Origin of the sequence: Paenibacillus arenilitoris (assembly GCF_014705655.1) — a bacterium.
In the GTDB taxonomy this organism is placed as follows: Bacteria; Bacillota; Bacilli; order Paenibacillales; family Paenibacillaceae; genus Pristimantibacillus; species Pristimantibacillus arenilitoris.
The window spans coordinates 330,747-353,066 of sequence record NZ_JACXIY010000001.1 but is presented as its reverse complement, the minus strand read 5'-3'; the positions used below and the strand labels follow the sequence as shown (position 1 = coordinate 353,066).

Below are 22,320 nucleotides of genomic sequence, written 5' to 3'. Positions count from 1 at the left end.
CCGCGCTCAGGCTGCGCCTCCTATTGCCCGTAACGGTCGCGGTATTCCTGCGGCGTCATGCCCAGCGCCTTCTTGAAGGCGTGAATGAAGGAATGCGGCCTCTGGTAGCCGAGCTTGTCCGCGATTTCGTAGATTTTGTCCTGGCTGTTCTTCAGCAGAAACTCCGCCTTCCCCATCTTGGCGCGCTGCACGTAATCGCTAATATTTTCGCCGGTTTCCAGCTTGTACACTTTCGAGACGTATACCGGATGCAGCATCACCCTGTCCGCGATCGATTGCAGCGAAATATCCCGCGTCACATTCTCTTCGATGAACGACCGGATGACCTCGATCAACGACGATCTCGTATCCCTGGACTCCCTCGCCGTGTCCTCCTGGATATGCCGAAGCGTCAGCAGCGACCATTCCCGAAGATGATTCAGCGACCGGAGTGGAACGCCATCGGTCATCCGCTCATAATGGATGCCGATAAGCTCCGCGAGCAGGCGGCCGTTCTTATGTGCGGTATAGGCGTAAGCCGATGCGATCGTAAAATACATCTCGAGCAAATGCTCCTGCGACGCCGTCTCGCCGCTTTCCATCGCTTCGAATACGCTTCGGAGCTTGTCCTCGGCGGCATCCCACCTGGCGGCCTCAAGCAGTTGGATCAAGGTCGGCGGCTCGTGCAGCCCATGCAAGGCGCCGACATGGCCGACGGTGCGGTCGTCTTCCTCCAGCCGCATGAACAGCTCGCTCTCGCTGCCGATGCGCCTGCGGAAGGCGGCAATCGCCCGGTTGTACGCGGGATGCACATCGCGCGGGAACGCCCCCCTTCGGCCGACCATAATCGAAATTCGGCTTTTCAGGTAATCGCATGCGGCGGACTGCAGCGCGGCGGCCGTCCGCTCGAACCAGACCGGGTCGTCCCCCTGCTTAGCCGTCATCAGGAAGACGAGGTAATCATGGACGTCCTTCGCGTGCCAAATCGCGTAACGCCCGCCGAACAGCTCCTCGGCCATGTTGCTGACGGCATATTCCTTCCACGACAAATCCTGTGCGTCATATTGCAGGAAATGCTCATCCAGCCTGACGATCATGAGGGTGAACGACGTCCAGGCCGCCCCTTCGCCCATGTCAAGCATGTTCATTTTCTCCCGGAGAGCCTGCTCGTTCCACTTCTTGCCCTGCAGCAGCTCCAGAAGGAGATTGGCCCGAATAAGCGGGAGATTCTCCTTGAGCGTATAGGTCAGCCGCCGGCTCGAGACGACTTCTTCCCATTCCCGCTCCAGCTTGCCCCGTACGCGTCTCACCGCCCCGAGCAAATCCTCTTCCTTGACCGGCTTCAGCAAATAATCCTCCGTCTGAAGCAGCATGGCCTGCTTGGCATAATTGAATTCCGAATAGCCGGAGAGCAGGATGCACTTCGTCGTGGGCCACGTCCGGCGAATCTCGGCGATCAGCTCAATTCCCGACATGCCCGGCATCTTAATGTCGGTGACGACGATGTCGATGGAGATTTGCTGAAGCAGCTCGAACGCTTCAAGGCCGGAGTACGCTTTATGCACCTGCTCGATGCCTTCGGATTTCCAATCGATCGTGGCGGCGAACCGGTCCACGACATGCGCTTCGTCATCCACGATCAGAAGCTGAGCCATCCGGCTCACCACCCTCCGTCAAATTTGGCCGATCCGGTCCGTCGCCGCCGCTGGCCCAAGTCAATGTGGCGATCAGCCCTCCGCCGGGCGCGTGCCGGAAGGAGAGGCCCGAGCCTTTCCCGAACTGATAACGCAGCCGCCGGTGCACGTTCCGCATTCCGGAGCCAAGCCCGTCCGTCGAGGCATCGCCCAGCCGCCTGATCAGCTCGATCAGCGCCGGCTCGGTGAGTCCGGCACCGTTATCGGTTACCGAAACGCGGTTGAACTTCCCGTCCTGCCGCCCGGAGATGACAAGCTTGCCGCCGCCGACGCGGCTCTCGATGCCATGAATAATGGCGTTCTCCACGAGCGGCTGAAGAATGAGCCGCGGAACCGGCTCGCCCAGCATCTCGTCCGGCACGTCGATATCGTATTCAAGCCTGCCCATGCGCAGATGGTGAATGTTCAAATAGTGGCGAACGAATTCCAGCTCCTCCCGCAGCGTCACCCGCTGCTGCTCGACCTTGGTCGTGTACCGGTAAAATTCCGCCAAATTCTCCGTCATGGAGATGACGGCTTCCCGGTCGTCGAGCATGGCCGAGTTGATAATGAAAAACAAGGAATTGTACAAGAAATGCGGGTTGATCTGGGACTGCAGCTGCTTCAAGGTAGCCTCCCTTGCGCGAAGCTTCTCCGTGTAGACGTCCTCGATCAACAGCTGGATCTGCCCGGCCATTTCGTTGTAATGGGCAATGAGCTCGTCGAATTCGTTGTTCGCTTTATAGTGGATCCTCCAGGAGAGATCGCCGCGGCTCATTCGCTGCACGCCGCGTATCATTTTGCGAAGAGGAATTTGGACGTTGCGGTACAGCAGGAAGGAAGCGACGACGCCCATCGCCAGCAGCAGGGCGATCGAGCCGTAGAACCAGTTGCGGGCCGTCGTGATCGGCGACACGATCCTCTCCACGGGGACGTAATCGACCAGATACCAGCCGAGCTGGCCGGATTTCACGTAATGTACCAAATAGTTCTGGCCCTCGATGCGCTGCGTCAGCTGGCCGGCCTTTTGCAGAGGCGACCCCGCGAGCCCGCCGACAACCCGCTCCGCCATCGCTTCGGACGTCGTGCTGCTCGGAATAAGCTCGTAATCGGGATGATACAGGAACGGATCGCCTTTATTTTCTTTTTTGTATGCGTCGAGCATGCCGCTAAGGTTTTGGACGGGAAAACGGATCTGAAACACCGCGTCCGCGTCTCCGAACGTTGCGGCGACCGCGGGCTCGCTTATTTCGCGGACGAACGTCGCGGCCGGGAAGCCGCGGGACGCGTCCAGGCCGAACGTCCATCCCGCCCGGATCGGCTGATCGCCGGCGAATTCGCCGGAACCGTTCAAATAGATGTTCGAGGAGAGCATCTTCCTCCCGGCGGGCAGCACGATGGTCAGATCGTTCGACCACGCGCTCGACACGCTTTGCAGGCTAAGCTTCTCCGTGACTTGGGCCTCCGCTTTAAGCAAGCCGGCCGCGGCTTCGCCCGCGCCGTTAATAAATTCGCGGATATGCGGGTCATAGCTGATAATGACCGGAAACATGGACAGGTTCTCCATGTTCGCGTCCATCTGATTCATCAGGAACGACAATTGGCTCAAATTCGACGAGCGCACCTGCTCCTCCACGACGCGGCTCGCGATGCGGTTGGAGTAGCCGTACAAAAGCAAAATCGGAATGAGCAGCAGCACGATCGTAATCAGTATTTTGCCGAAAATGGATAATCTGCGGCGCATGAAGGGCACCTCACTTACTCCGCTTCTTTGTCGAGGATCGCCTGCAAGGCGGCGTTCGCGGCATCGGCCGTCTTCTGAATATCCGTCTCCCCCGTCATGACCTTCTGCACGATTTCGCCGACCGGCTCGCGCGCCTCCGCGACGTTGACCGTCGTCGGCCGGTCGTGATCGACGCCGCCGGTCAGACTGCGCTTGAACACCTCGGCCAGCTGCGCCGGAAATCCGGCCGTTCCTTCGCGCGTATTCCATAGCGACGATCTTGGGCTGGGAATGCCTTGCCGCTGGCTCTGAAGCATGGTCGTCTTGCCCGTCGCCCATTCGATGAACGCCCAGGCGGCTTCCTTATCCGCCGATTTTGCATTGACGGCCAGCCCCCACGACGTTATATTGTACGGCCTGGAGCCTTTGGACCCCGCCGGGAAAGCGGCGTAGCCCACCTGATCCGCCGCCTCGGAGCGGGCCGGGTCGGACGTCATTTTGTAAATCGAGTTCGCATCGGTGTACAGCGCCGCCCGGCCTTCCGCGAAGAAAGAGCTCGCCTGCGGCCACGACATATGAATGGCGCCGGGCGGCCCGTAATCCCGGAGCAGGCTGCCGTACATCGTAAAGGCTTTAACCGCTTCCGGCGTATTGATCGTCGCGCGGCTGCCCGACGTAAAGTCCCCTCCCTCGGAATAAAGGAAGGAGGATACTTGCGTGACGAGCGGACTCCGCTGCCCGCGCGCCACGAAGCCGTAGACGCCCTTCTCGGGACGATGAAGCTTGCCCGCCGCATCCGCCAGCTCCTCGAGCGTCCGCGGAACCGGAATGCCCGCCTCCCGCAGCAAGTCTTTGCGGTAATACAAAATTCCCTGCTCCGTTATGATCGGAATGCCGGTCAGCACGCCGTCCACGGTCGACGAACGAAGCGACTGCGGCGTGAAATCGCTCAGGTCGTAATCCGCCTCGCGGCCGGCATATCCGTCCAGCGGCTGAAGCCAGCCGTTCCGGTAAAAGAGCTTGCCCTCCTGCAGCGGCCGGTACATGAACACGTCCGGCGTTTCCGAGCCCGACGTGAATTGAACCGTCAGCTTCTGCGTGAGCTGATCCTCGAAGAAGCTCTGCACGCGCACGCTCATGCCCGTCTCGGCTTCGAACCGCGGCAGAAGCGGCTTAATGACGTCGGCCCACGGATGCGAGCCCGTGACAAGCGTGATAGAATGCCCTTCGAAAGGCCTCGGAGCCTCTCCGCTCCCCGCCCCGCCGTCTGCGTCAAGCCCGCAGCCGGCCGCTGCGAGCGCGAACAGTATCGCCGCAACGGCAGGCAGTGGCGATCTCCCGAGCCGCTTCATGTCAGCACCCTCCCAAATGAATAGTTACAGCATCCTTAACGTTACTTGATCGTCGCGGCAGACGATATAACGAATAATCAAGATCGATAACTAATACTAAACATCGACTTTCCTATTATTAACGAAATATCCAGCTTCTATTTGTGCGGGATGACGGATAGAACGCCGCGACGGACAACAAAAAAAGCGAACCTGCCTGAAAAAAGGCAAGTTCGCTATTGCAGGGCTGCGTTATCGGATTAAATCGGCGATCGTCACGCTCTTAAGGCGGTCTTTCATAGCTTGCTCGTCATGACGAACGACTCGGTTCGGGTTTCGGTGGTACGACGCACATCGCCCGGTTGTATGGCCGGAGTCGCACAAACTTTCCGTACACTGACGAACAGAATGCGTTTTCCGAATAAAAAACGAAGGGACAGTCCCAATCGTCATCGCGAGATGACGGAAGGAGGCCCCTTCTTCATTCAGTCCCAAAAGGCTGCGCATCAGCAAGGCTAGTCGAGCGCAATGCCTGCGATTGTGCAGGTTTTGCACCATCGATTAGGCGGCCTGACGGAATGCCTGCGCAGGTGCAGGCTTTCCGGGGACACGTGGCCCAATCAAGCTTTCCAAACGAAAAAAGATGCATTTCCGCAGGTATTCACTTCGCAAGCACGCATGGAGCGGCAATAAGCCTGCACATTTGCAGTCTTCGGCACGTGGGACGCGAAGCCTGAGGGAAGATCATGCGGCGTGCGGCGAAGAACCGTCCGTCAGGCAAGCTTGCTTGGGACAGCCCGTTGCCCCATTATCGTCAAACCGTCAGCTTCTCGCCCGGCGCGAGCACCTGGCCCCTCAAGCCCTTGTCTTCGAGCCGGCGGACGAAAGTTTCGGCGTCCTGGGCTATAACCGGGAACGTGTCGTAGTGGACCGGCACGACAAGGCCCGCCTTGTACCATTCCGCCGCCTGCAGCGCGTCGTCCGGCCCCATCGTGTAATGATCGCCGATCGGAATGAAGGCCACGTCGATCGAGTAGCGCTCGCCGAACATTTTCATGTCGCCGAACAAAGCCGTATCGCCCGCATGCAGAATCGTCTTGCCCTCCGCTTGAAGGATGAAGCCGGCGGGCATGCCCGCATATATAATCTGGTTCCCGTCGTTCAGCACTACGCTGGAGGAATGAAACGCCTGAATCATTTTGGCCGTCGCGAATCCGAGGTCGACGGTGCCGCCGAGATTCAGTCCGATCGTCTTCGCGCCTTTCCCCGACATGATGGTCGCAAGCTCAACGATCGCGACGATCGGCGCGTCGTTGTTTCTGGCGATCGCATCGGCGTCCGAGATATGGTCGGCATGCGCGTGGGTCAATAGCACCGCGTCCGTCCGAATGTCCTCCGCCTTCGCGACGGCCTGCGGGTTCCCTTTGAGAAACGGATCGACGATGAGCGACTTTCCTTCCGAAACCAATTGAATGCATGAATGTCCATGATAAATGATCTCCATGTTTGGCACGCTCCTTGGATTAATTTTCCCACTCACATCCATCTTAAAGATCCCGCCCCGATTTGTCCATTCCTCGAGAGCAGCCTACTTCAAAGCGAAATTTCAATTGTACGATCTGCCGCGCAGCCGCCCTGCAAGCCCGCAGGCGATGAGCCGATTCGGGACAAAATGCCGCGCAGCATCTCCCAGGAAGCACCGCTCCGCCCGTACCCGCCGCGAATTTGCTCCGCCGATTGGATGTACGGGCCATCGGTCAATTCCCCTCGCCACTTCTCCAGCATCGTATCGATGCAGGCGGGCGACGTCTCCAAATGAAATTGGACCCCCATTACATGATCGCCATACGAGAACGCCTGAATGGCGCACGCCTCGGAGCAGGCCAGAAGCTTCGCTCCCTCCGGCAGACGAAACGTATCCCCGTGCCATTGAAAGGAATAAAAGGACTCCGGCAAATCGGCCAGCCATGGATGGTTCTCGGCGGTTCGCTTCACTTCATGCCAGCCGATCTCCTTCTGCCCGTTCCGGTACACCTCGCCGCCCAGCAGCTCGGCAACCATTTGCGCGCCCAAGCAAATCCCGAGAACCTTTGTTCCCCGTGCCATCGCTTGCCTGACGAATGCCTTCTCCTCGATCAGCCAAGGATGATCGGACTCCTGATAGACGCTCATCGGACCTCCGAGAATGATCAAGAGATCCGTATCCGGCAGCCAGTCCCCGTCAACCCCTTGCGACGGATCCCGGACCGTCCAGACATGCCCTTCGCCGGCGGCCCAAGCCGCGAATGCATGATCGTCGTCAAAATCAAAATGCCTGAACGCCAAAATGTTCATCGATAATCCCCCCATTGCCAAGTGCCCCCATTATAATCCCGATATTCCGGATAATGAAGATCGTTTTCCCGAATATCGGGAAACACCGGCAAAAAAAACTACGGCATCCGATCGCGGCGGCCTCGAAAGCCAAGCTCGCTCGATATCTTTTTGGCGTACTTCACTGCGAGAAGGCTGTGCCGGGCGATTTGCTCCTCGCCGAATCTGGCGGTCGGCCCCGCAACGTTGAGCGATCCGATCACGATGTTCTCGTAGGAAAAAATCGGAACGCCGATGCCGATCGTCCCTTCCGTCGCCTCCTCGACCGAAACGGCATAGCCTCTCTCCCGGATTGCGGCCATATCTTCCTCGACGAACGCCCGGGTCATCGGCTTTAGGGACGGGATCGCGTCCCACCTCACGTCCTTCAGAATGGCATCGCGCGTCTTCTGCGGCAGATGGGCCATAATCGCCCGATTCGATGCGCCGATGTAGAGCGGAAGCTTCAGGCCGATCGGCTCCGATATTTTAAGAATTTGCGGCGAATCGACGCAATCGACGTACACCCCTTCGTCGTTCTCGCGAGCGGCCAAATAAACGGTTTCCTTCGTACGTTCGCCGAGCTCATGCATGAAAGGCCGGGCTATCGACCTAAGCATCAGGCTGTCCCACATGAGAAACCCGTATTTCATGATCGATAGTCCGAGCTTGTATTTTCTGGTCTTTGCGTCCTGGGCAACGAAGCCATGCTCCATTAAGGAGGACAAAATACGGTGAACGCTCTGGACCGGCATATCCAATTCCTTGCTGATTTCGGTGACGCTCGCCTCCTTCTCGATCCCTTGCGGCAGAAGAAAATCCAGTATGACGATCGCTTTCGAAATGACACCCGTCATCTCTGTCCCTCCCGTTGCTTATCGAGAAAGCCGCGCATTCATCGCCGCGCGGCCCTCCGATTAAGACGAAGTTTGATTTTTCTTCTTTTTCGTTTTCTTTTTCTTGGCCGCCGCCGTCTCCTCCTCGTCCATGCGCCTCGGAGAAGTCGGGGTATCGCGCGCCGTCCAGGGCGCGTCGTAATCCTGTTCGCCGCTTGCCGTCTCGAGGCCCAGCCTCGTCGCCAGGACGTTCGTCTGCTCCTTGATCGCCTCGCGGTCCTGCCGCTGCTGCTCATGGCCTCCGCTGTTAAAATCCGGGACGTTGCTCGCCGCGAGAGGCGCGGACATCGTGCTCAGCGTGGACACCCCGCTCGCCAGCATGGAACCGTAGAAGAGAAAGTTGGGCGGCAAGCCTTGAACTTGAGACAGCTCCTCGTAAGCCTCGTTCTGGCTGTCCAGCCTGCCGCGATCGGCGTAGGAGTGGCCGGATCCGCCGCCCGGCAGCTTCGGCTGGTCCTTGCTTGTCGGATGCTGCTGGCCTGTCGTGCTGCCGTTGTCGTCGATCGGCGCCACGATCGCGCTGGTCGGCCCGCGGTAAGCGCTCATCGTGCGCAGCATCTGCTCGCCGTAATCGTTCAATTGCTGGCTGTAATGCGGCGGCGTATCGCCTCCCGGCTCTCTGTATCCGCCGATAAATGCGGTCGAGCCTTGGGACTGGGTAAATTCGTCCTGCTTCTTGGAAAATCCGCGGAAATCGGCGCCCTTGACCGTCCCCTTCTTGTAGGCTTTGCGCACTTTTTTCTTGTGATCCTTCGGCAGCGCGTCGCCGGCCAGCTCCTCCAGCTCCTCCGCCGTCGACTCAAGCTCCGTCGTGTAGCTGCCCAGCTTTGACAAATCTTTTTTTATTCGGCGCCGTTGTTCCCTCCCCTGCTCCCTCCTCGTTTCCTGGAGTTCCTTATGCGTCGGGGGATCGGCCTTTCGTTTGTTAATTTGCTGCGTCCCGCTGCCGTCGAACGACGCAACCTGGCTGCCGCTGTCGAATACGACCGCCGGCGCCAGCTGGAAGGCGCTCGGAATATATTCCGTTTCGCCGTCCTTCAGCTCGTACGGGTCATCTTCCCACTCGATCGTGCCGCCCCGGTTGACGAGCATCGCTTGAATGGGGGCGGCGCTCCTCTGAACGGAGCCAGCCGCAGTCCCCGAGCCGCCCGTTTGTCCGCCATCGCTCGCAGGCGTTTGCAGCGCCCGGCTTCCCATGCGGTCCGCTTCGCTCTCCAAGCCGGGATCGTCGTTCACGGGCAAGCTGTTCAGCTGTCCCGTAGGCTGTACCCGCCCCTGCTTCTGCTGGACGACATGCCATGCTTCATGGGGCAAATGCTTTTCCTGCCCGCTGCCGACGTAAATATCGGTGCCCTGCGCGTAGGCCGACGCTTGCACCTTGGCGGGCTTGTCCGAGCCGTAGTGGACCTTGACGTCGTCCAGCGACAAGCCCGAGAGCGACTCGATGCCTGACTTCAACCGATCCGGCATGCCGGTCTCGTTCTTCTTCTGAATCGGCTGCCGCTCCGCGGGCCCGTTAATTAACTGCCCCAGAGCCCGGTTGCCCGCGCCCCTCTGCAGCTGCATAATCGAGTCCGATCCGAGCGTATGCGGAGCGGAGACCGCCTGCGCCATTAAGATGCCATGACTTGCCGATGCCGCTCTTTCCCCCGCGCCTGCCTTCGGCGCCGGCCTGTCCGAATGCCCTTGCCGCTCATTCCGGGACTCCCTGTTCGAAGCCATCTCATTTCTCCCTCTTCCGATTAAGTTAGCTTCAGAATACCATATTGCGGTTTTGTGCGGCTACTGTGACAACTGCCTCCTTCTAATGGACCAAGCGGCTCTTATTTTAATGAACCGGCCGCTTTTTCATTATTAACGGACAGAGGTGACGCTATCGGCGCAAAATTTCTTCTTACGGTCCCCATTTAGGAGGATTAAGACCTCTCGGGTCCGTTACCTTTTCAAAATCCAACGATTGGACAAATAACGGCAATCGAGTCCGTTAGCGTTCGAACGATCTAATGATCGCCCCGACTGCGCCGGAGGTGAATTCGCTGTTCAAGCTGAAGCGCCCGGAATAGCCGTCCGCAGCCGTGCAGACAAGTGTAAACGGCTGACGCCGTCCTTTGGCGGCATAAGCTCGTTTCACGATGAAATATAAGCGATTTTATAAGTGCAAAACTTATAAATTCTTATATTCGAAAAAACCGCTCTCTAAAGAGAGCGGCCGTTTCGTCCAATCCATCTGCGCTTCAAAGCTTGCTTGGTATCGTCCGCGCCGTTCGCACAGCCGCGCCGGCGCGCGCAGCCCGTTCGTCATTGCCGTACCTGCCGGGAAGGCACCGGGTCGGCCGGCTTGACGAACCGGAGCGCCAATACGACGAAGAGCAGCTCCGCCGCCATGCCGATCGACTGCGCCCATGCCCCGATCGTCCCGTTCCACTGGGGAGCGAGCGCAACGAGTACCAGAAGCGTAACGAAGGTCAAGCTGAAATTCGCGATTTGCGAGCCGATGATGAGCTTCGTCTGCCCGCGCACGAACACGAGCCCGTTCATGACGTCAAGCCAAGGCATAACGAACGCGAACAGCACGAAGCCCTGCAGCACCCGAATGCTCTCCGCCCGCAGCCGTCCGTGCACGCCGATGACATGCTCGAGCAGCAGATCGCCTACGGGCGTGAAGGCGATGATCCCCATCAGCAGCACGGGGACAAAGCCGAGCATTAATGTGAACTTGCGGACGGCGGCCGGATCGATCCGGTAGAAATTGATGACGATCTGATGAAAATAACTGAAAAAGCTGCTGAGCAGCAGGACGAGGCTGGAGGCGATCGCGAAGGACGAGATGGACAAATACGCGTCCCACGTCTTGCCCAGCATCGCGTTGATGGCCGGCCCGATCCATAACGAAATGAATGAGGAAAGAAGCAGCGGCCGGTAGAAGGAGAACACATGCCGTTTGTTCTCCACCGCGTGGTCCTCCAGCTTGTCCGGCAGCTGCCGGGCCAGCACGCGCCCCTCCGAGAAGCTGACCGCGGCTTCGATCATCATGCCGAACAAGAAAATAATCGCGCCGACGACGCCGCTCGTAACTCCGGTATGGATAAAATAAAGCGACAGCGCATACATGCCGGCCAGCCGGATCGCCATACCGATCGTCAACCATTTCGTCCGCAGATTATAAATGATGATGCCTTGGTAAAAGCAGCGGATGCCGGAAAACAAGCTGACGAACATGAGCACCCGGTAGACGAGGAGGACGTCGCCGACGTTGTCCTCCCCGACGCCGAACACGCCTTGAAAAATAAACGTGCCGAGCGGCGTATAGCTGATGACAAGCCCCATCAGCATGATGCTGGCGAATACGAGCTGCGCCACGGTCAGCGTCGATCGGAACGATCGCTTGTCCCTTACGAGCGTGGAGCAGGTCTGCCGGAGCAGAACGGCCGGCCGTTCGGTTATCGCCAGCAGACTCATGGCAACCGCGTAGCTGGAAATAATTTTTTCGGGATCGGCGCTGCGGCTTAACGTGCTATTAATGATAACGTGCGATATCGTGACCAAGCTCGCCGAAACGCCAAGCGGCAGAAAAAAAGACCAAAGCTTCTTCATGCTCACCGCTTGCCGCTCCGGCCGGGGTAATGGCAGGCTCATTGCTTAAGCTCCTCAAATCCGTGACGGTCTTAACCTCATCTGTATTAGACTTCTCGTTTCATTATAGCCCCATTTCGCCGCCCGTGACTATGCCAAAAAAATCGGCCGGCGTTCCGCATGCGGAAAACCGGCCGATTTTATAGGCTCGCTAAGCCATCTCATCGATGGGCCTCGCAATGCGCGCCTCGCCATCCGCAATTCAACAAAAAATAATCGTCACACCATGACGGCGGAACGCTTGCGAACGACATCATCCCACAGACTGGACCGCTCCGTGTTCAGGCTCGTTCACGACGCCATGCCGTGCGACTTGCCCGATTGCGGATGGTCCGGCCGCGCAGGGCGCAGGGCGGCGTAGTTGAGGATCAGGCAGGCCGCGGCGAAGACGACCATGAAGACGAAGCCCAAATTGTACTGCCCCGTCGCGTCTTTGACGATGCCGAGCACGATCGGGGGAAAAAATCCGCCGATGCCGCCCGCCGCGCCGACGATACCCGTTACCGCTCCCGTATTGCCCGCAGACACTTCCGGCACCATTTTGAACACGGCGCCATTCCCGAGTCCGAGCAGCAAGGAAATAAACAGGCATAAAAACGTGAACGCGGCAAATTGCTCAAGCGTAATGGACAACACGAGCGCCGCAGCCAGTATCCCGACAAACACGAGCGTCAATATTTTTTTGCTGCCGTACCGGTCCGCCAAGTAGCCGCCCGCAGGCCGAATGAGCGTGGCGGCCAGCACGAACCCAGCCGTCCGCAGGCCCGCGTCGAAGGCGTCAAGCTGGAAAAGGTCTTTCAGGAGCGTCGGCAAATAGACGCTGAAGGCGACAAAGCCGCCGAAGGTCAGAAAATAAAAGATCGACAAATGCCAGGTTGCCTTATCCTTCAGCACGGACAAAGACTGCTTCAACGTTTTGGGCTCGGCCGGCTTCGGCAGCTCTTTCGTGAAGGCGTAAAACACGATCGCCATCGCCGCAATGCCAATCGCCAAGCCGAAAAACACCCATTCAACCCCGTAAGCCGCCGAAAGGGACGGAACGATGAAATTCGCGGCCGCTCCGCCCAAATTGCCGAGCCCCGCGATGCCGAGGATGAATCCCTGGCTTTGCGGCGGATACCAGCGGGATACGAACGTGAGCGAGATCGCAAAGGTGGTGCCGGCCATCCCGATGAAGAAGGCGCAAGCGAGCATCCATGCGTACGAATCCGCGAAGCCGGCGGCAACCATCGGCAGGATCAGGAACAGCATCGTCAGCGTGAACACCTTCCTGCCGCCATAGCGGTCGGTGAGAATGCCCATCGGAATCCGCATGACCGATCCGAGCAGCACGGGAGTTGCGACCAGCACGCTTTTCTCAAGCGTGCTCAGGCCGAACATTTCTTGCAATTGCCCGGCAATCGGAGGAAACACCGACCAGATCATGAAGGATGCGGTCATCGCAACCGTTGAATAAATAAGCGCTTTTGTATGATTCGCTGCCATCGGTCTTGTCTCCTTAAAACGATTGGAATGGAAATTTTGTTCGCATTGCCCAAAGGTTATCTATCAATTTTGTGTAATATATACTAACAACAATGTCGACATTAAATAATTTACCGCATTTCCCCGACAATAACAATGATAATTTGTCATTTAAATTGACATAAAATCGAACAAACTTCGATTTTAATCCGTTCACGTTAGTTAGATTTACGCGAAAATCGTCAACCTCCTCGTCGGAATACAAAAAAAGCGTCCCCAATTTCGGGAACGCTCCAAAGAATATGTTATATATGATGACACCGCCTAGCTTTTAAACCCACCTGCCGCACTTTTGATCATTCCGCTCACGCTGCTATCCATTTTCAAATCAAGCCGCCCACCCTCCTTCGACGCCGTTTAGGAATAAGAAGGCGATACTTGTTTAAAAATATGAAACTAAATTAACCTATTCCACCTACGCTCGCCAATTAATATCTAATATTGAAATTAATCGGTATGAAAAGTGCATATCCAATCGATACAAACTACTTTTGTTTCAATATTTGAAACTAAATCGCCTTATTGCTTCTTTCTTAATCCGATAATTTCAGTTTTAGAAATTAAACCCCGATTAGGAACCTTACCTTCGCTAAGTACAGCCCATGATCGTTGAAAAAACGGCACGATTGCTGACCTTGCGTTTTATCGCCCGGCTCCCGTCTCCTTCACCCTGAATATCGTAACCGAATGCTTCGGGAACTCGTATGCGATGCGATTATCCGACATGCGAAGCTCCCTCCGCTTCGGCGCGATTCGCTTCGGCGATTCGAAATCGTTCTCCTCGTCCAGCCCGTGGCCGGACAGCTCGAACACCTCGGCTGCCGCTAGCGAGGCGGGCGAGCCTGCAACGACGACGTCCGCGCATACGTTCTCGTCCTGCACGTTGACGACCTTGACGATGACGTCTCCCGTCGACCGGTCGGCGCTGGCCGTGTAATAGAGCGGCTCGATGACCGGCAGCCGGTCCTCCGTTTCGTTGATCAATTCGCCATTGACATACGTACGGATGCTTCTTCCCGAAACGGAGAGCGCCAGCTCGTACTCAGTGCCCGTCTCGACCGTCAGCAGGCTTTGGGTCAGGCACGAGCCTCGGCCGGACACTTTGGAGACGACCACTGAATCCTGGTTTTGCCAGCCGCCGAATTCCCACGTGAAATGGTTATGCTCGTCGCTCTGGCCGAAGTGGATGTAGAAGCCTCTCGGACCGCTGTGCTTCTTAGCCTTTAGATGCAGCGTGTAGCGCTCCCAGTCCGTGCGGCCCAGCCCGAGCGACCGCTTCGCCGAGCCCCGCTCCCGATCTTCGCGCGAATCCGTCAACGTTTCGTTCAAGCCTTCGAAATGAAGCGTCTCCCCGGTATCGTCGTTAACGAGACGGATATCCCAGTACTGCACGGTTCCAAGCTCCGTTCCGAGCGACAGCGCGCCGGCAATCGGGGCGGGGGGCCTCGCGGCAGGCTTCCGAAGGCCGCTCGCTTCGATCTTCAGCAAATGGTCGCCTTGGTGATGCATGAACAGCTGCTGCACGTAATAGTTCGCCGTTCCGAACGCTTCGCGGTTGTTAAACCAGATCATGTCGGGCTTCCAATTGATGTAATCGACGTTGCACAGCATCGGCGCGTAGCACGCGAGACCGACGGCGTGCGCGTTTTTCTCGAGTCCCGTCATGAAAGCCGCTTCCGCGAGCGCGTTGTAATACGTGTTGCCCCACGAGGCGTATTCGCCCAGGAACACCTTCGATTCATCGGCCTTGAAACGGTCGTACCGGTCGTAATTCGCCAGAAACCATTCCGGCGACTGGTAATAGTGTTCGTCCACGAGGTCGGAGCCGTTCTCCCTCGCCGACGCCCAGCCGCGTTCGTATTCCCCGCCCGCCGCGAACGGTCCGCTGGAATTGATAACCTTGATGTCGGGGTATTTCGCCTTGATCGCGCGATGGAAATAAGCGTAGCGCTCGAAGAACGGCTCGCCGACCTCCTCGTTTCCGATGCCGATGTATTCAAGGCCGAACGGCTCGGGATGGCCCAGCTTCGCGCGAATGCCTCCCCATTCGGTCGAGGCGTCCCCGCGGGCGAATTCGATCAAATCGAGCGCGTCGTCGATCCACGGCTGCAGCTCGTCAAGCGGAACGATCCGTTTATGGTGCGGATCGTAGCCGGCGGGCAGAATCGGAATCGGCTTGGCCCCGATATCTTCGCAGAACAGGAAATATTCGTAATAGCCGAGACCGAGCGTCTGGTTGTAGCGCCAATTGTTCCGCCTCGCCGGCCGCTCCTCGAGCGGGCCGATCGTATTTTTCCAGCGGTACATCGAATCCCGGTCGTCGGCGTCCAGCGATCCGTCGTGGACCAGGCAGCCGCCGGGAAACCGCATGAACTTCGGCTTCAAATCCGCGATCAGGGACGCGATGTCCTCGCGCAGCCCGTTCGACCGCCCGCGGAACGTGCGCACCGGGAAGAGGGACACCAGATCGAGGCACAGCCTGCCGCTCCCTTTGGTCACGATCGCGAGACGTCCGCCGTAATCCGTCGCGTCCGCCGTTATGACCGCCTCGTATTTGGCCCATTCGCTTGAGCCCACGTGCAGGACGGCTTGTCCGTACACCTGCCCGTCCGCTCCCTCGAGCGTGACGCGGACCGGCTCGCCTACGCTCCCGTCGCGCCTCGCATAGACGGAGAAGGCGTACGACTCGCCTTGCTTCACCGGGATGCCGGTATTAAACCCTCGGTTCATCAGGCCGACGCCGCCGCCCTCCGTCTCGATTTCAATGACCGCGTAATGCCGGTTGCGTGCATTGACGGGATCGGTCTCGCCGATCGTCAAGCTTGCCTTGCCCCCGCCCCGCTCGACTTTCTCCCAAGCCGTGAGCGCGTCGTAATCGGGATGATCGATCGGATCGAATTCGAAGGAACGGTTCTGCACCAGCTCCGCATACAGCCCTCCGTCCGCCGCATGGTTCAAATCCTCGAAAAAAATGCCGAACAGGTCGCCGAGCTCCGCTCCCCGCTCCCGCGCGTAAACCGTTATTGCCGCTTGCTCGCTCATCGTGGTTGATCCCCTTTCTGACTTGAACCGCTTAAATTCATTTGCCGTAGTTGGCAGCTTTGATTTCGATTGTACAAAATAGCCGCATGCGCCGAAATGACGAATGATCGCTTCTAACTGATCTATCGTCTTTTTTTGGCCTCACGCAATACAAGTGTAAACGGCTGACGCTACGCACGAACCGCTAGCTGCATCTAGCGCAGCTCGGTTCGGTGCCGTCCTTTGGCGGCATAAGCTCGTTTCACGATGAAATATAAGCGATTTTATAAGTGCAAAACTTATAAATTCTTATATTTAAAAAAGGAAGCAGACGAAAATCGTCTGCTTCCCTAGACCCGGTCAATGTCAAAATGGTGATTCGATCGATATTGCGAAGGCGTCATGTCCGCCTTCTTCTTAAATTGACGCATGAAATGCACATCATTCTCGTAGCCGCACAGATGGGCGATTTCCGCGATGCCGTAGGTCGTATTTTCGAGTAAATACATCGCGTACTGAATCCGGTTGTTGATCATGTCGTTATGCACGGAAATGCCGAACAGCTCCGTATAAATCCGCTGGAAATACGAACGGCTCAAATTGACCTTCGCGGCCAGCTCTTCGATGGAATAAAAAATTTGCGGCGTCTGGTAAATTTCGTTGCGCAGCTTGACGATCTCGCCGTAATATTTGCCGCTTTGCATGTTCGAGCCGACGCGATTGCGAATCGCGCTCAGCTTCAAAAGAAGGCACCGGATCGTCGAATCGATGATTTCGTCGCGGAACTTCCCCGTATCGATATGCTCCACGTGCAGCTCCTGGACTTTTCTGGATATATAGAACGGATCCGGCGCCGGGAGCAGCGTGTCGAGCGGAAGATGCAATTCCTCGAAAAAGCGGTCCAACCGCTCGCCGTCGAAATGAAACCAGTCGTGAATCATCGGCTTCTCGGCATCGCGGTAATCGTGCCGGCTGCCGCTGCCGTAAATAATATAATGGTTTTTATCGGCGAACTGCGTCGGCTTATCGTCGAACCTCAGCTCCATCCTGCTTCTGAACAAAATAAAGAGATAATCGCCGCTGCCGTTCGGGCGGTCGATCGTGAGCCCGTCGGAATGCTCGACGTTATAGCCGACTCGTTTGAGATAGATCATCCTCGTTCTCCCGCCCCGCGATAAGATAATGGATTCGCAGTATCATCGTACGCCATTTCGTTTATCGTGGCAATGACTGAAACTCCGGGAGCAGCTCCAAGGGGGAAGGAATCGGCCTTCCCTTCCTCGAACTTCTAGTAGGATGAAACCGCATCTGCAGAAAGGAAGCTTAAATGACGCTAACGATCAGAAACGTAATCGAAAGCCTTCGTTCGACCGTCCCGCCGATTGAAAATACGGTCGACGTGCTTGCGCCGGGAGACCCCGATGCCGAAGTGCGCGGCATCGCGACGACGTTCATGGCGACGCGGCAAGTTATCGACCGGGCGCTCGCCCTCGGCGTAAATTTGCTCATTTCCCACGAAGCCGCCTACTACAGCCACCGGCTGACGAAGCCGTTCCCGGACGGCGATCCGGTCTATCGCGGCAAGCAAGAGCGGCTTCGCGAATCCGGCCTCGCCGTCTACCGGCATCACGATTATTGCCATCGGCTGGAGCCCGACCCCATTATGACCGGCTTGCTTCGGGAGCTGGCGTGGGAAGCTTGCGTGGAGGAGATGCTGCCGGCGGCGGCCGTGCTCCGCATCCCCGAGACGAGCGCGTCGGAAGTTGCGGAATATGTGAAAGCCCGGCTGTCTATCCCTTATGTCCGGGTGGCCGGCGATCCGGATAAGGCTTGCAGCCGCATCGGCGTTCTCGTCGGCTACCGGGGCGGCGGCGACAATGCTATTCCGCTATACCGCGACAAAGGGCTGGACCTCGTCATCGCCGGCGAAGGCCCCGAATGGGAAACGCCCGAATACGTGCGGGACTCCGCGTATCAGGGCGATTCGAGAGCGCTGCTCGTCATCGGGCATGCGGAGAGCGAGGAGCCCGGCATGCGCGATTTGGCCGAGCGGCTCCGGGAATCGTACCCGGGCCTGCCCGTTCACTTCATCCCGTCGGAGCCGGTGTTCCGGGTCATGTAAGCCGGCATAGGGATGACGGAAACGGATCGTTTGAGAACGCGGACGGCCTCCCGGCCGATTGAATCGACCGGGAGGCCGCAAACTTTTATTGCGCGGGAATCGGCTTCACCGTAAAGTTATCGATCAAGCTTTCGCTATTAAAGCTTCTAACCCCTACATGGCCATGAGTAAAAGCGGTCGCGCTCCGATCCGTATAATCGATAAGAGGTTTTTCCATATCCCCGACATAGACACGAATCCTTGTGCCGCTCGCAACGACCTTCATATGCTGCCAGCTCCCGACCGTTCCGGTTAGCGAAGCGCCGGTCAAGTACTCGAAAGAATAGTTGAACTTGCCCAGATGGACGCCGTCCGCGGTCAGGTACGCGGCGTACCCTTGAAGGAAGTCGTCACGGTTCTGCCCGAGCTCCGTTCCGTCTGCAGCATTGTTGACGCGGAACAGAATGCCTGCGTTGCCTCCCTCCAGCGTATTCGCACCCAATTGGATATCCGTCTCGACGGTGTAATCGGACCAGCCGCTGTCGCCGATCATCGATTTCGGATATCCTTTCGCCCCGGACTTGTATGCCCCTTCGATCGGAACGTCCGGATCATTGTGGAATCGGAAGCTGTAGAAGTCGAACTCGCCGGTTACGATTTCCGCCTTGATCGTGTGCTTGCCTTCGGGAAGGGAAATCCCTTCTTTCGTTACCGTCATCCATTCGTGAAAACCGCCGGTATTCGGAACGTCGATGACCCCGGTAAGATCGGTAGTGTCGTCAAGCCATAGCCTGATCTTGCTGCCGTTCATCGCCGTCGCCACTCGCAAATCGAGCTTGTAGTCGCCGGCTTCGGCGACGTTCACGTCGTACTTCAGCCATTCGCCGGTCTGGTTCCACCCCGTCGTGAACCCTTCCGGAAGCAATCGGATATCGACGTCGTCGGTCCGGTAAAGGCCGCGTATGTTATCCGGCGTATTGTCATGGTACGCGATTCCTTCCCCTCCGTTCATGTAATCGACGGCCAGCACGGTCCCGGGAAGCGTCTTGGATTCGTTCAGCGCCTGGAATGACAGGCTCGCCAGCTCGAATTCGCCCTGGACGATTTCAACCTTGATCGTATGGTCGCCTTCGGGCAGCGTCAAGTCTCCAAGCTTGACGTTTCGCCAGTTATTCCATCCGCCGGTATTCGGAATATCGACGACGCCGGTCAGATCGGTCGCGTCGTCGAGCCACAGCCGGATTTTCCCGCCTTCCAGCGGGGTCGCGATCCGAACGCCGACGTCATAGGCAGCGGACTTGTCGGCGCTCACGTTATACTTCAGCCACTCGCCGGACTGATTCCAGCCGACGTTCCAGCCTCCCTTCGGATTGACGCGAATGTCGACCCCGTCATTGCGGTACTCGCCGCCGATATTCTCCGGCGTCAGGTCATGGTAGCCGGCGCCCTCGCCGCCCTCGCTATACTGCACGGCTTCGATCACGCCCGGAAGAGAATGGGGTACGTCGAAGGATACGAATTTAAGCCTCGCGAAATCAAACTCCCCTTTCACCGTTTCGAACCTAATCGTATGCTCCCCTTCCGGGAGATAAAAGCTCGGCGAAGGCGTGGTCAGCCACGTGTTCCAATTGCCCGTGCTCGGAATATTGACCGGACCTGTCAGATCCGTATCGTCGCCCAGCCATAGTCTTGCCTGATTATCCGTAAACGTGGTCGCTGCCGTTATTTCGACCCTGTACGTACCGGCCCGCTTCACGTCGACGTTGTATTTGAGCCATTCGCCGGCCTGGTTCCAGCCGACGTTGAGCCCGTTGAAATTGGCGTTCGTCCGGATATCGACGGAATCGCTCCGATAGGCGCCCCCGATGTTGTCGGGCGTTCTGTCGTGGTAGCCTACTCCTTCGCCTCCGGTATTGTAGAATGGCGCTTCAATGATGCCCGGGACCGCCTTCGGGAGGTCGAACGGAACGGCTTCCCCGGTATCTACCCGCCAGCCTTGCTCGTATTTCGTCCAGCCGAAATCGTCACCGTCGTCGAAGTCCTCGGACAAGGGCTGCACGGCGGCAGCGCGGCTGAACTTCAGCGACGCGAGCCCGAACTCTTTCCCGGCAGACGTCACTCTGAGCTTATGCAGCCCTTGCGGAAGCTTGATATTCCGGATTACCGCGTTGCTCCATGAATCCGCGCCGCCCGTCGAAGGGAGCCGCACCGCATCCGTCAGCTTGCCCGGTTTGTCAAGCTCGAGCTTGACGCGCGCGTCGGCCGCCGCCGCATACCTGATCACGACGTCATACGTCCCCGCTTCGGCTACGTTCACTTTGTATGCCAAGCTCCCCTTAAAGGAAGCGACTTGATCATCTCCTTCGGCCGATTCGGATAGCTTGACGCCGGACTTGCCGCTGCCGTCCGGATTATAATGGACCGCCTGAATCTCGCCGGGAATCGGCTTGATCGCTTCGCGCGCGCTGCTGCCGCCAACCTTGTCGCTGAAAGCGACATAGGAAAATTCCGCGCTCGCGTCCGTGGTCGCGTACCCGATCTTGCCTTTGCCGAGACGAGGGGCGGAACGGGTCTGCTTCAGCATGCCGTCAACATAAATGCGATAGTCGGAGCCCTCCTTCTCGACGCGGATCTGATGCCACTTCGTATAATCATAGCCGTCAGGGAGCGGCGTCGTCACCCGTTCCGTATACTTGCCGCCTACGCGGAACACCGTCTCCAGTCGATTCTGGTTGCGGTTAAGCGAGGCCATGCCGAAATTGTTCTCGTTGGCGTAGGAAAAGACCGCGCTAATGAGCGGATTCGCGCTGCCCCCCTGCTCGACCTGCCTCAGGTTGAACTCCGCCGTGAAGTCGTCGTCCGTCGATTGCCGGGACAAAAGCTTGCGCGTCCGGCTCGGCTCCCCCGCTGCCTCTTGATACAGCGAGCCGTCCCGGATCCCCCATTTCCCTCCGCCTACGGCCTTCCACTCGCCGCCCAATTCCTCTCTCCGGAACCGGTCACTGAAGTCGGGCATGTCCGGGTCCGGCTGTTCGGACGTCGTGGGCCCAAGCAGGAGCATTTTGTCCCCGTTCCAGACGATCCGATCCAGATTCAAATTCCGCCCCGGGTTCGCATGGCTATGGTAGACCATATAGTCGGAATCCAGGTCGGGACCGCGAACGATGGAATTATGGCCGAGCCCGACATGTTCGCCCTCCGCGTCGAGAAGAATCGGATTCTGGGACGCAGCCGGCGCGAAGCCCGCAACCGGACTCGCGCTGCTCGCGTAATCCACCCGATAGGCGTCGCTCCAGATGTGATTGCCCGTATACGTCATATAATAGTTGCCGTTGCGTTTAATGACCGTCGGTCCCTCGGTCCAGCCCTTCATCGCGGCTCCGGTATTCGATTTCTCACCGAACGTATACGGATCGGACATCGGACGAACGTCGATATTGCCGTTCCCTGTGCTGTAAAAGTACCATTGCCCGTCATCGTCAATGAATACATGCCCGTCGATGCCGTTCACCATGTTGCCCGTTTGGGCCGTGAAAGGACCTGTCGGACTTGCGCTCTTCAGCACGCGATGGCCTCGCTGCGTCGAGCCGGGATCGTCGCGGAGCAGCGCGGTGTACATATAGAAATCGCCGTTCCAATAGACGACTTCCGGTGCGTAGGCTCCCTTCGTAACCGGCTCCGTGGCGCATAAGCCGCGATATTCCCAATTCACCAGGTCTTCCGACGACCATACCTTCACGCCCGGCTTGTCGTCCACCGTACTGGTGTACATATAATAGACTCCGTTAAATTTCAAAATGTAGGGATCGCCTTCCCCGTAGAAATCCCCGTTATTCCACCTCCATGATTCCGGTACGATTTGCGGATTGCTGTAGGCGAAACCTGAAGCCGGAAAAGAAAGAACGAATACGACTGCAAGCAGTCCGGCCAACCATTTTTTCATTACATTATCAGCTCCTAACGATAGAGTGGCTTTGAAAGCGTTGCCATTCTTATGCGTTCATTATAGCGCGGCTCATTCAGCTGCTTAATAGAGAAAGCGGTTCGCCAAATGAGGAAAAGGGACATGCCTTGCTTCTTTCGTTCC

General features: G+C 57.7%; 13 protein-coding genes. 1 reads left to right on the top strand and 12 read right to left on the bottom strand.

Translation table 11 applies throughout. From position 1 onward, the window contains the following. Positions 1–20 precede the first annotated feature (20 nt). From IDH41_RS01170 to IDH41_RS01120, 11 genes are all read right to left on the bottom strand, one after another. The gene (locus tag IDH41_RS01170) at positions 21–1,634 is read right to left on the bottom strand and encodes a response regulator (protein ID WP_190857492.1); all 1,614 of its coding nucleotides are present in this window, start codon (positions 1,632–1,634) and stop codon (positions 21–23) included. Further along, positions 1,609–3,396, bottom strand: a complete 1,788-nt coding sequence (locus IDH41_RS01165; protein WP_190857489.1) for a histidine kinase — start codon at positions 3,394–3,396, stop codon at positions 1,609–1,611. Before IDH41_RS01165 ends, IDH41_RS01170 begins: the two co-directional genes overlap by 26 nt. A 14-nt stretch (positions 3,397–3,410) precedes the next feature. Further along, positions 3,411–4,727, bottom strand: a complete 1,317-nt coding sequence (locus IDH41_RS01160) for an ABC transporter substrate-binding protein (protein ID WP_190857487.1) — start codon at positions 4,725–4,727, stop codon at positions 3,411–3,413. A 793-nt stretch (positions 4,728–5,520) separates the two neighbouring features. Beyond that, complete coding sequence (locus tag IDH41_RS01155) at positions 5,521–6,210, bottom strand: metal-dependent hydrolase (RefSeq protein ID WP_190857485.1); 690 nt, start codon at positions 6,208–6,210, stop codon at positions 5,521–5,523. An 89-nt stretch (positions 6,211–6,299) separates the two neighbouring features. Then, positions 6,300–7,040: a type 1 glutamine amidotransferase gene (locus IDH41_RS01150; RefSeq protein ID WP_190857483.1), complete on the bottom strand. Its 741-nt coding sequence runs from the start codon at positions 7,038–7,040 to the stop codon at positions 6,300–6,302. Between the two features lie 98 nt (positions 7,041–7,138). Continuing rightward, positions 7,139–7,915 carry an IclR family transcriptional regulator gene (locus IDH41_RS01145; RefSeq protein ID WP_190857481.1) on the bottom strand — a complete coding sequence of 259 codons (777 nt, stop codon included), beginning with the start codon at positions 7,913–7,915 and terminating at the stop codon, positions 7,139–7,141. Positions 7,916–7,975: 60 nt separating this feature from the next. Beyond that, on the bottom strand, positions 7,976–9,676 hold the full coding sequence (locus tag IDH41_RS31125) for an eCIS core domain-containing protein (protein ID WP_223829343.1): 1,701 nt from the start codon (positions 9,674–9,676) through the stop codon (positions 7,976–7,978). A 576-nt stretch (positions 9,677–10,252) separates the two neighbouring features. After that, entirely contained in the window at positions 10,253–11,590 is a 1,338-nt protein-coding gene (locus IDH41_RS01135; protein ID WP_190857479.1) for a multi antimicrobial extrusion protein MatE, read from the bottom strand. 288 nt (positions 11,591–11,878) lie between these two features. Next, positions 11,879–13,072, bottom strand: a complete 1,194-nt coding sequence (locus IDH41_RS01130; RefSeq protein ID WP_190857477.1) for an MFS transporter — start codon at positions 13,070–13,072, stop codon at positions 11,879–11,881. A gap of 681 nt (positions 13,073–13,753) precedes the next feature. Then, positions 13,754–16,153, bottom strand: a complete 2,400-nt coding sequence (locus IDH41_RS01125; RefSeq protein ID WP_190857476.1) for an alpha-L-arabinofuranosidase C-terminal domain-containing protein — start codon at positions 16,151–16,153, stop codon at positions 13,754–13,756. A gap of 329 nt (positions 16,154–16,482) precedes the next feature. Beyond that, positions 16,483–17,286 carry a helix-turn-helix domain-containing protein gene (locus IDH41_RS01120; RefSeq protein WP_190857474.1) on the bottom strand — a complete coding sequence of 268 codons (804 nt, stop codon included), beginning with the start codon at positions 17,284–17,286 and terminating at the stop codon, positions 16,483–16,485. Positions 17,287–17,459: 173 nt separating this feature from the next. Between IDH41_RS01120 and IDH41_RS01115 the strand changes: the two genes are divergently transcribed. Beyond that, complete coding sequence (locus tag IDH41_RS01115) at positions 17,460–18,254, top strand: Nif3-like dinuclear metal center hexameric protein (protein ID WP_190857472.1); 795 nt, start codon at positions 17,460–17,462, stop codon at positions 18,252–18,254. An 85-nt stretch (positions 18,255–18,339) separates the two neighbouring features. Here IDH41_RS01115 and IDH41_RS01110 read toward each other — a convergent pair whose 3' ends face one another. Further along, positions 18,340–22,176 (bottom strand): carbohydrate-binding protein, encoded by a 3,837-nt coding sequence (locus IDH41_RS01110; protein WP_190857470.1) that lies wholly within the window; start codon positions 22,174–22,176, stop codon positions 18,340–18,342. Positions 22,177–22,320 lie beyond the last annotated feature (144 nt).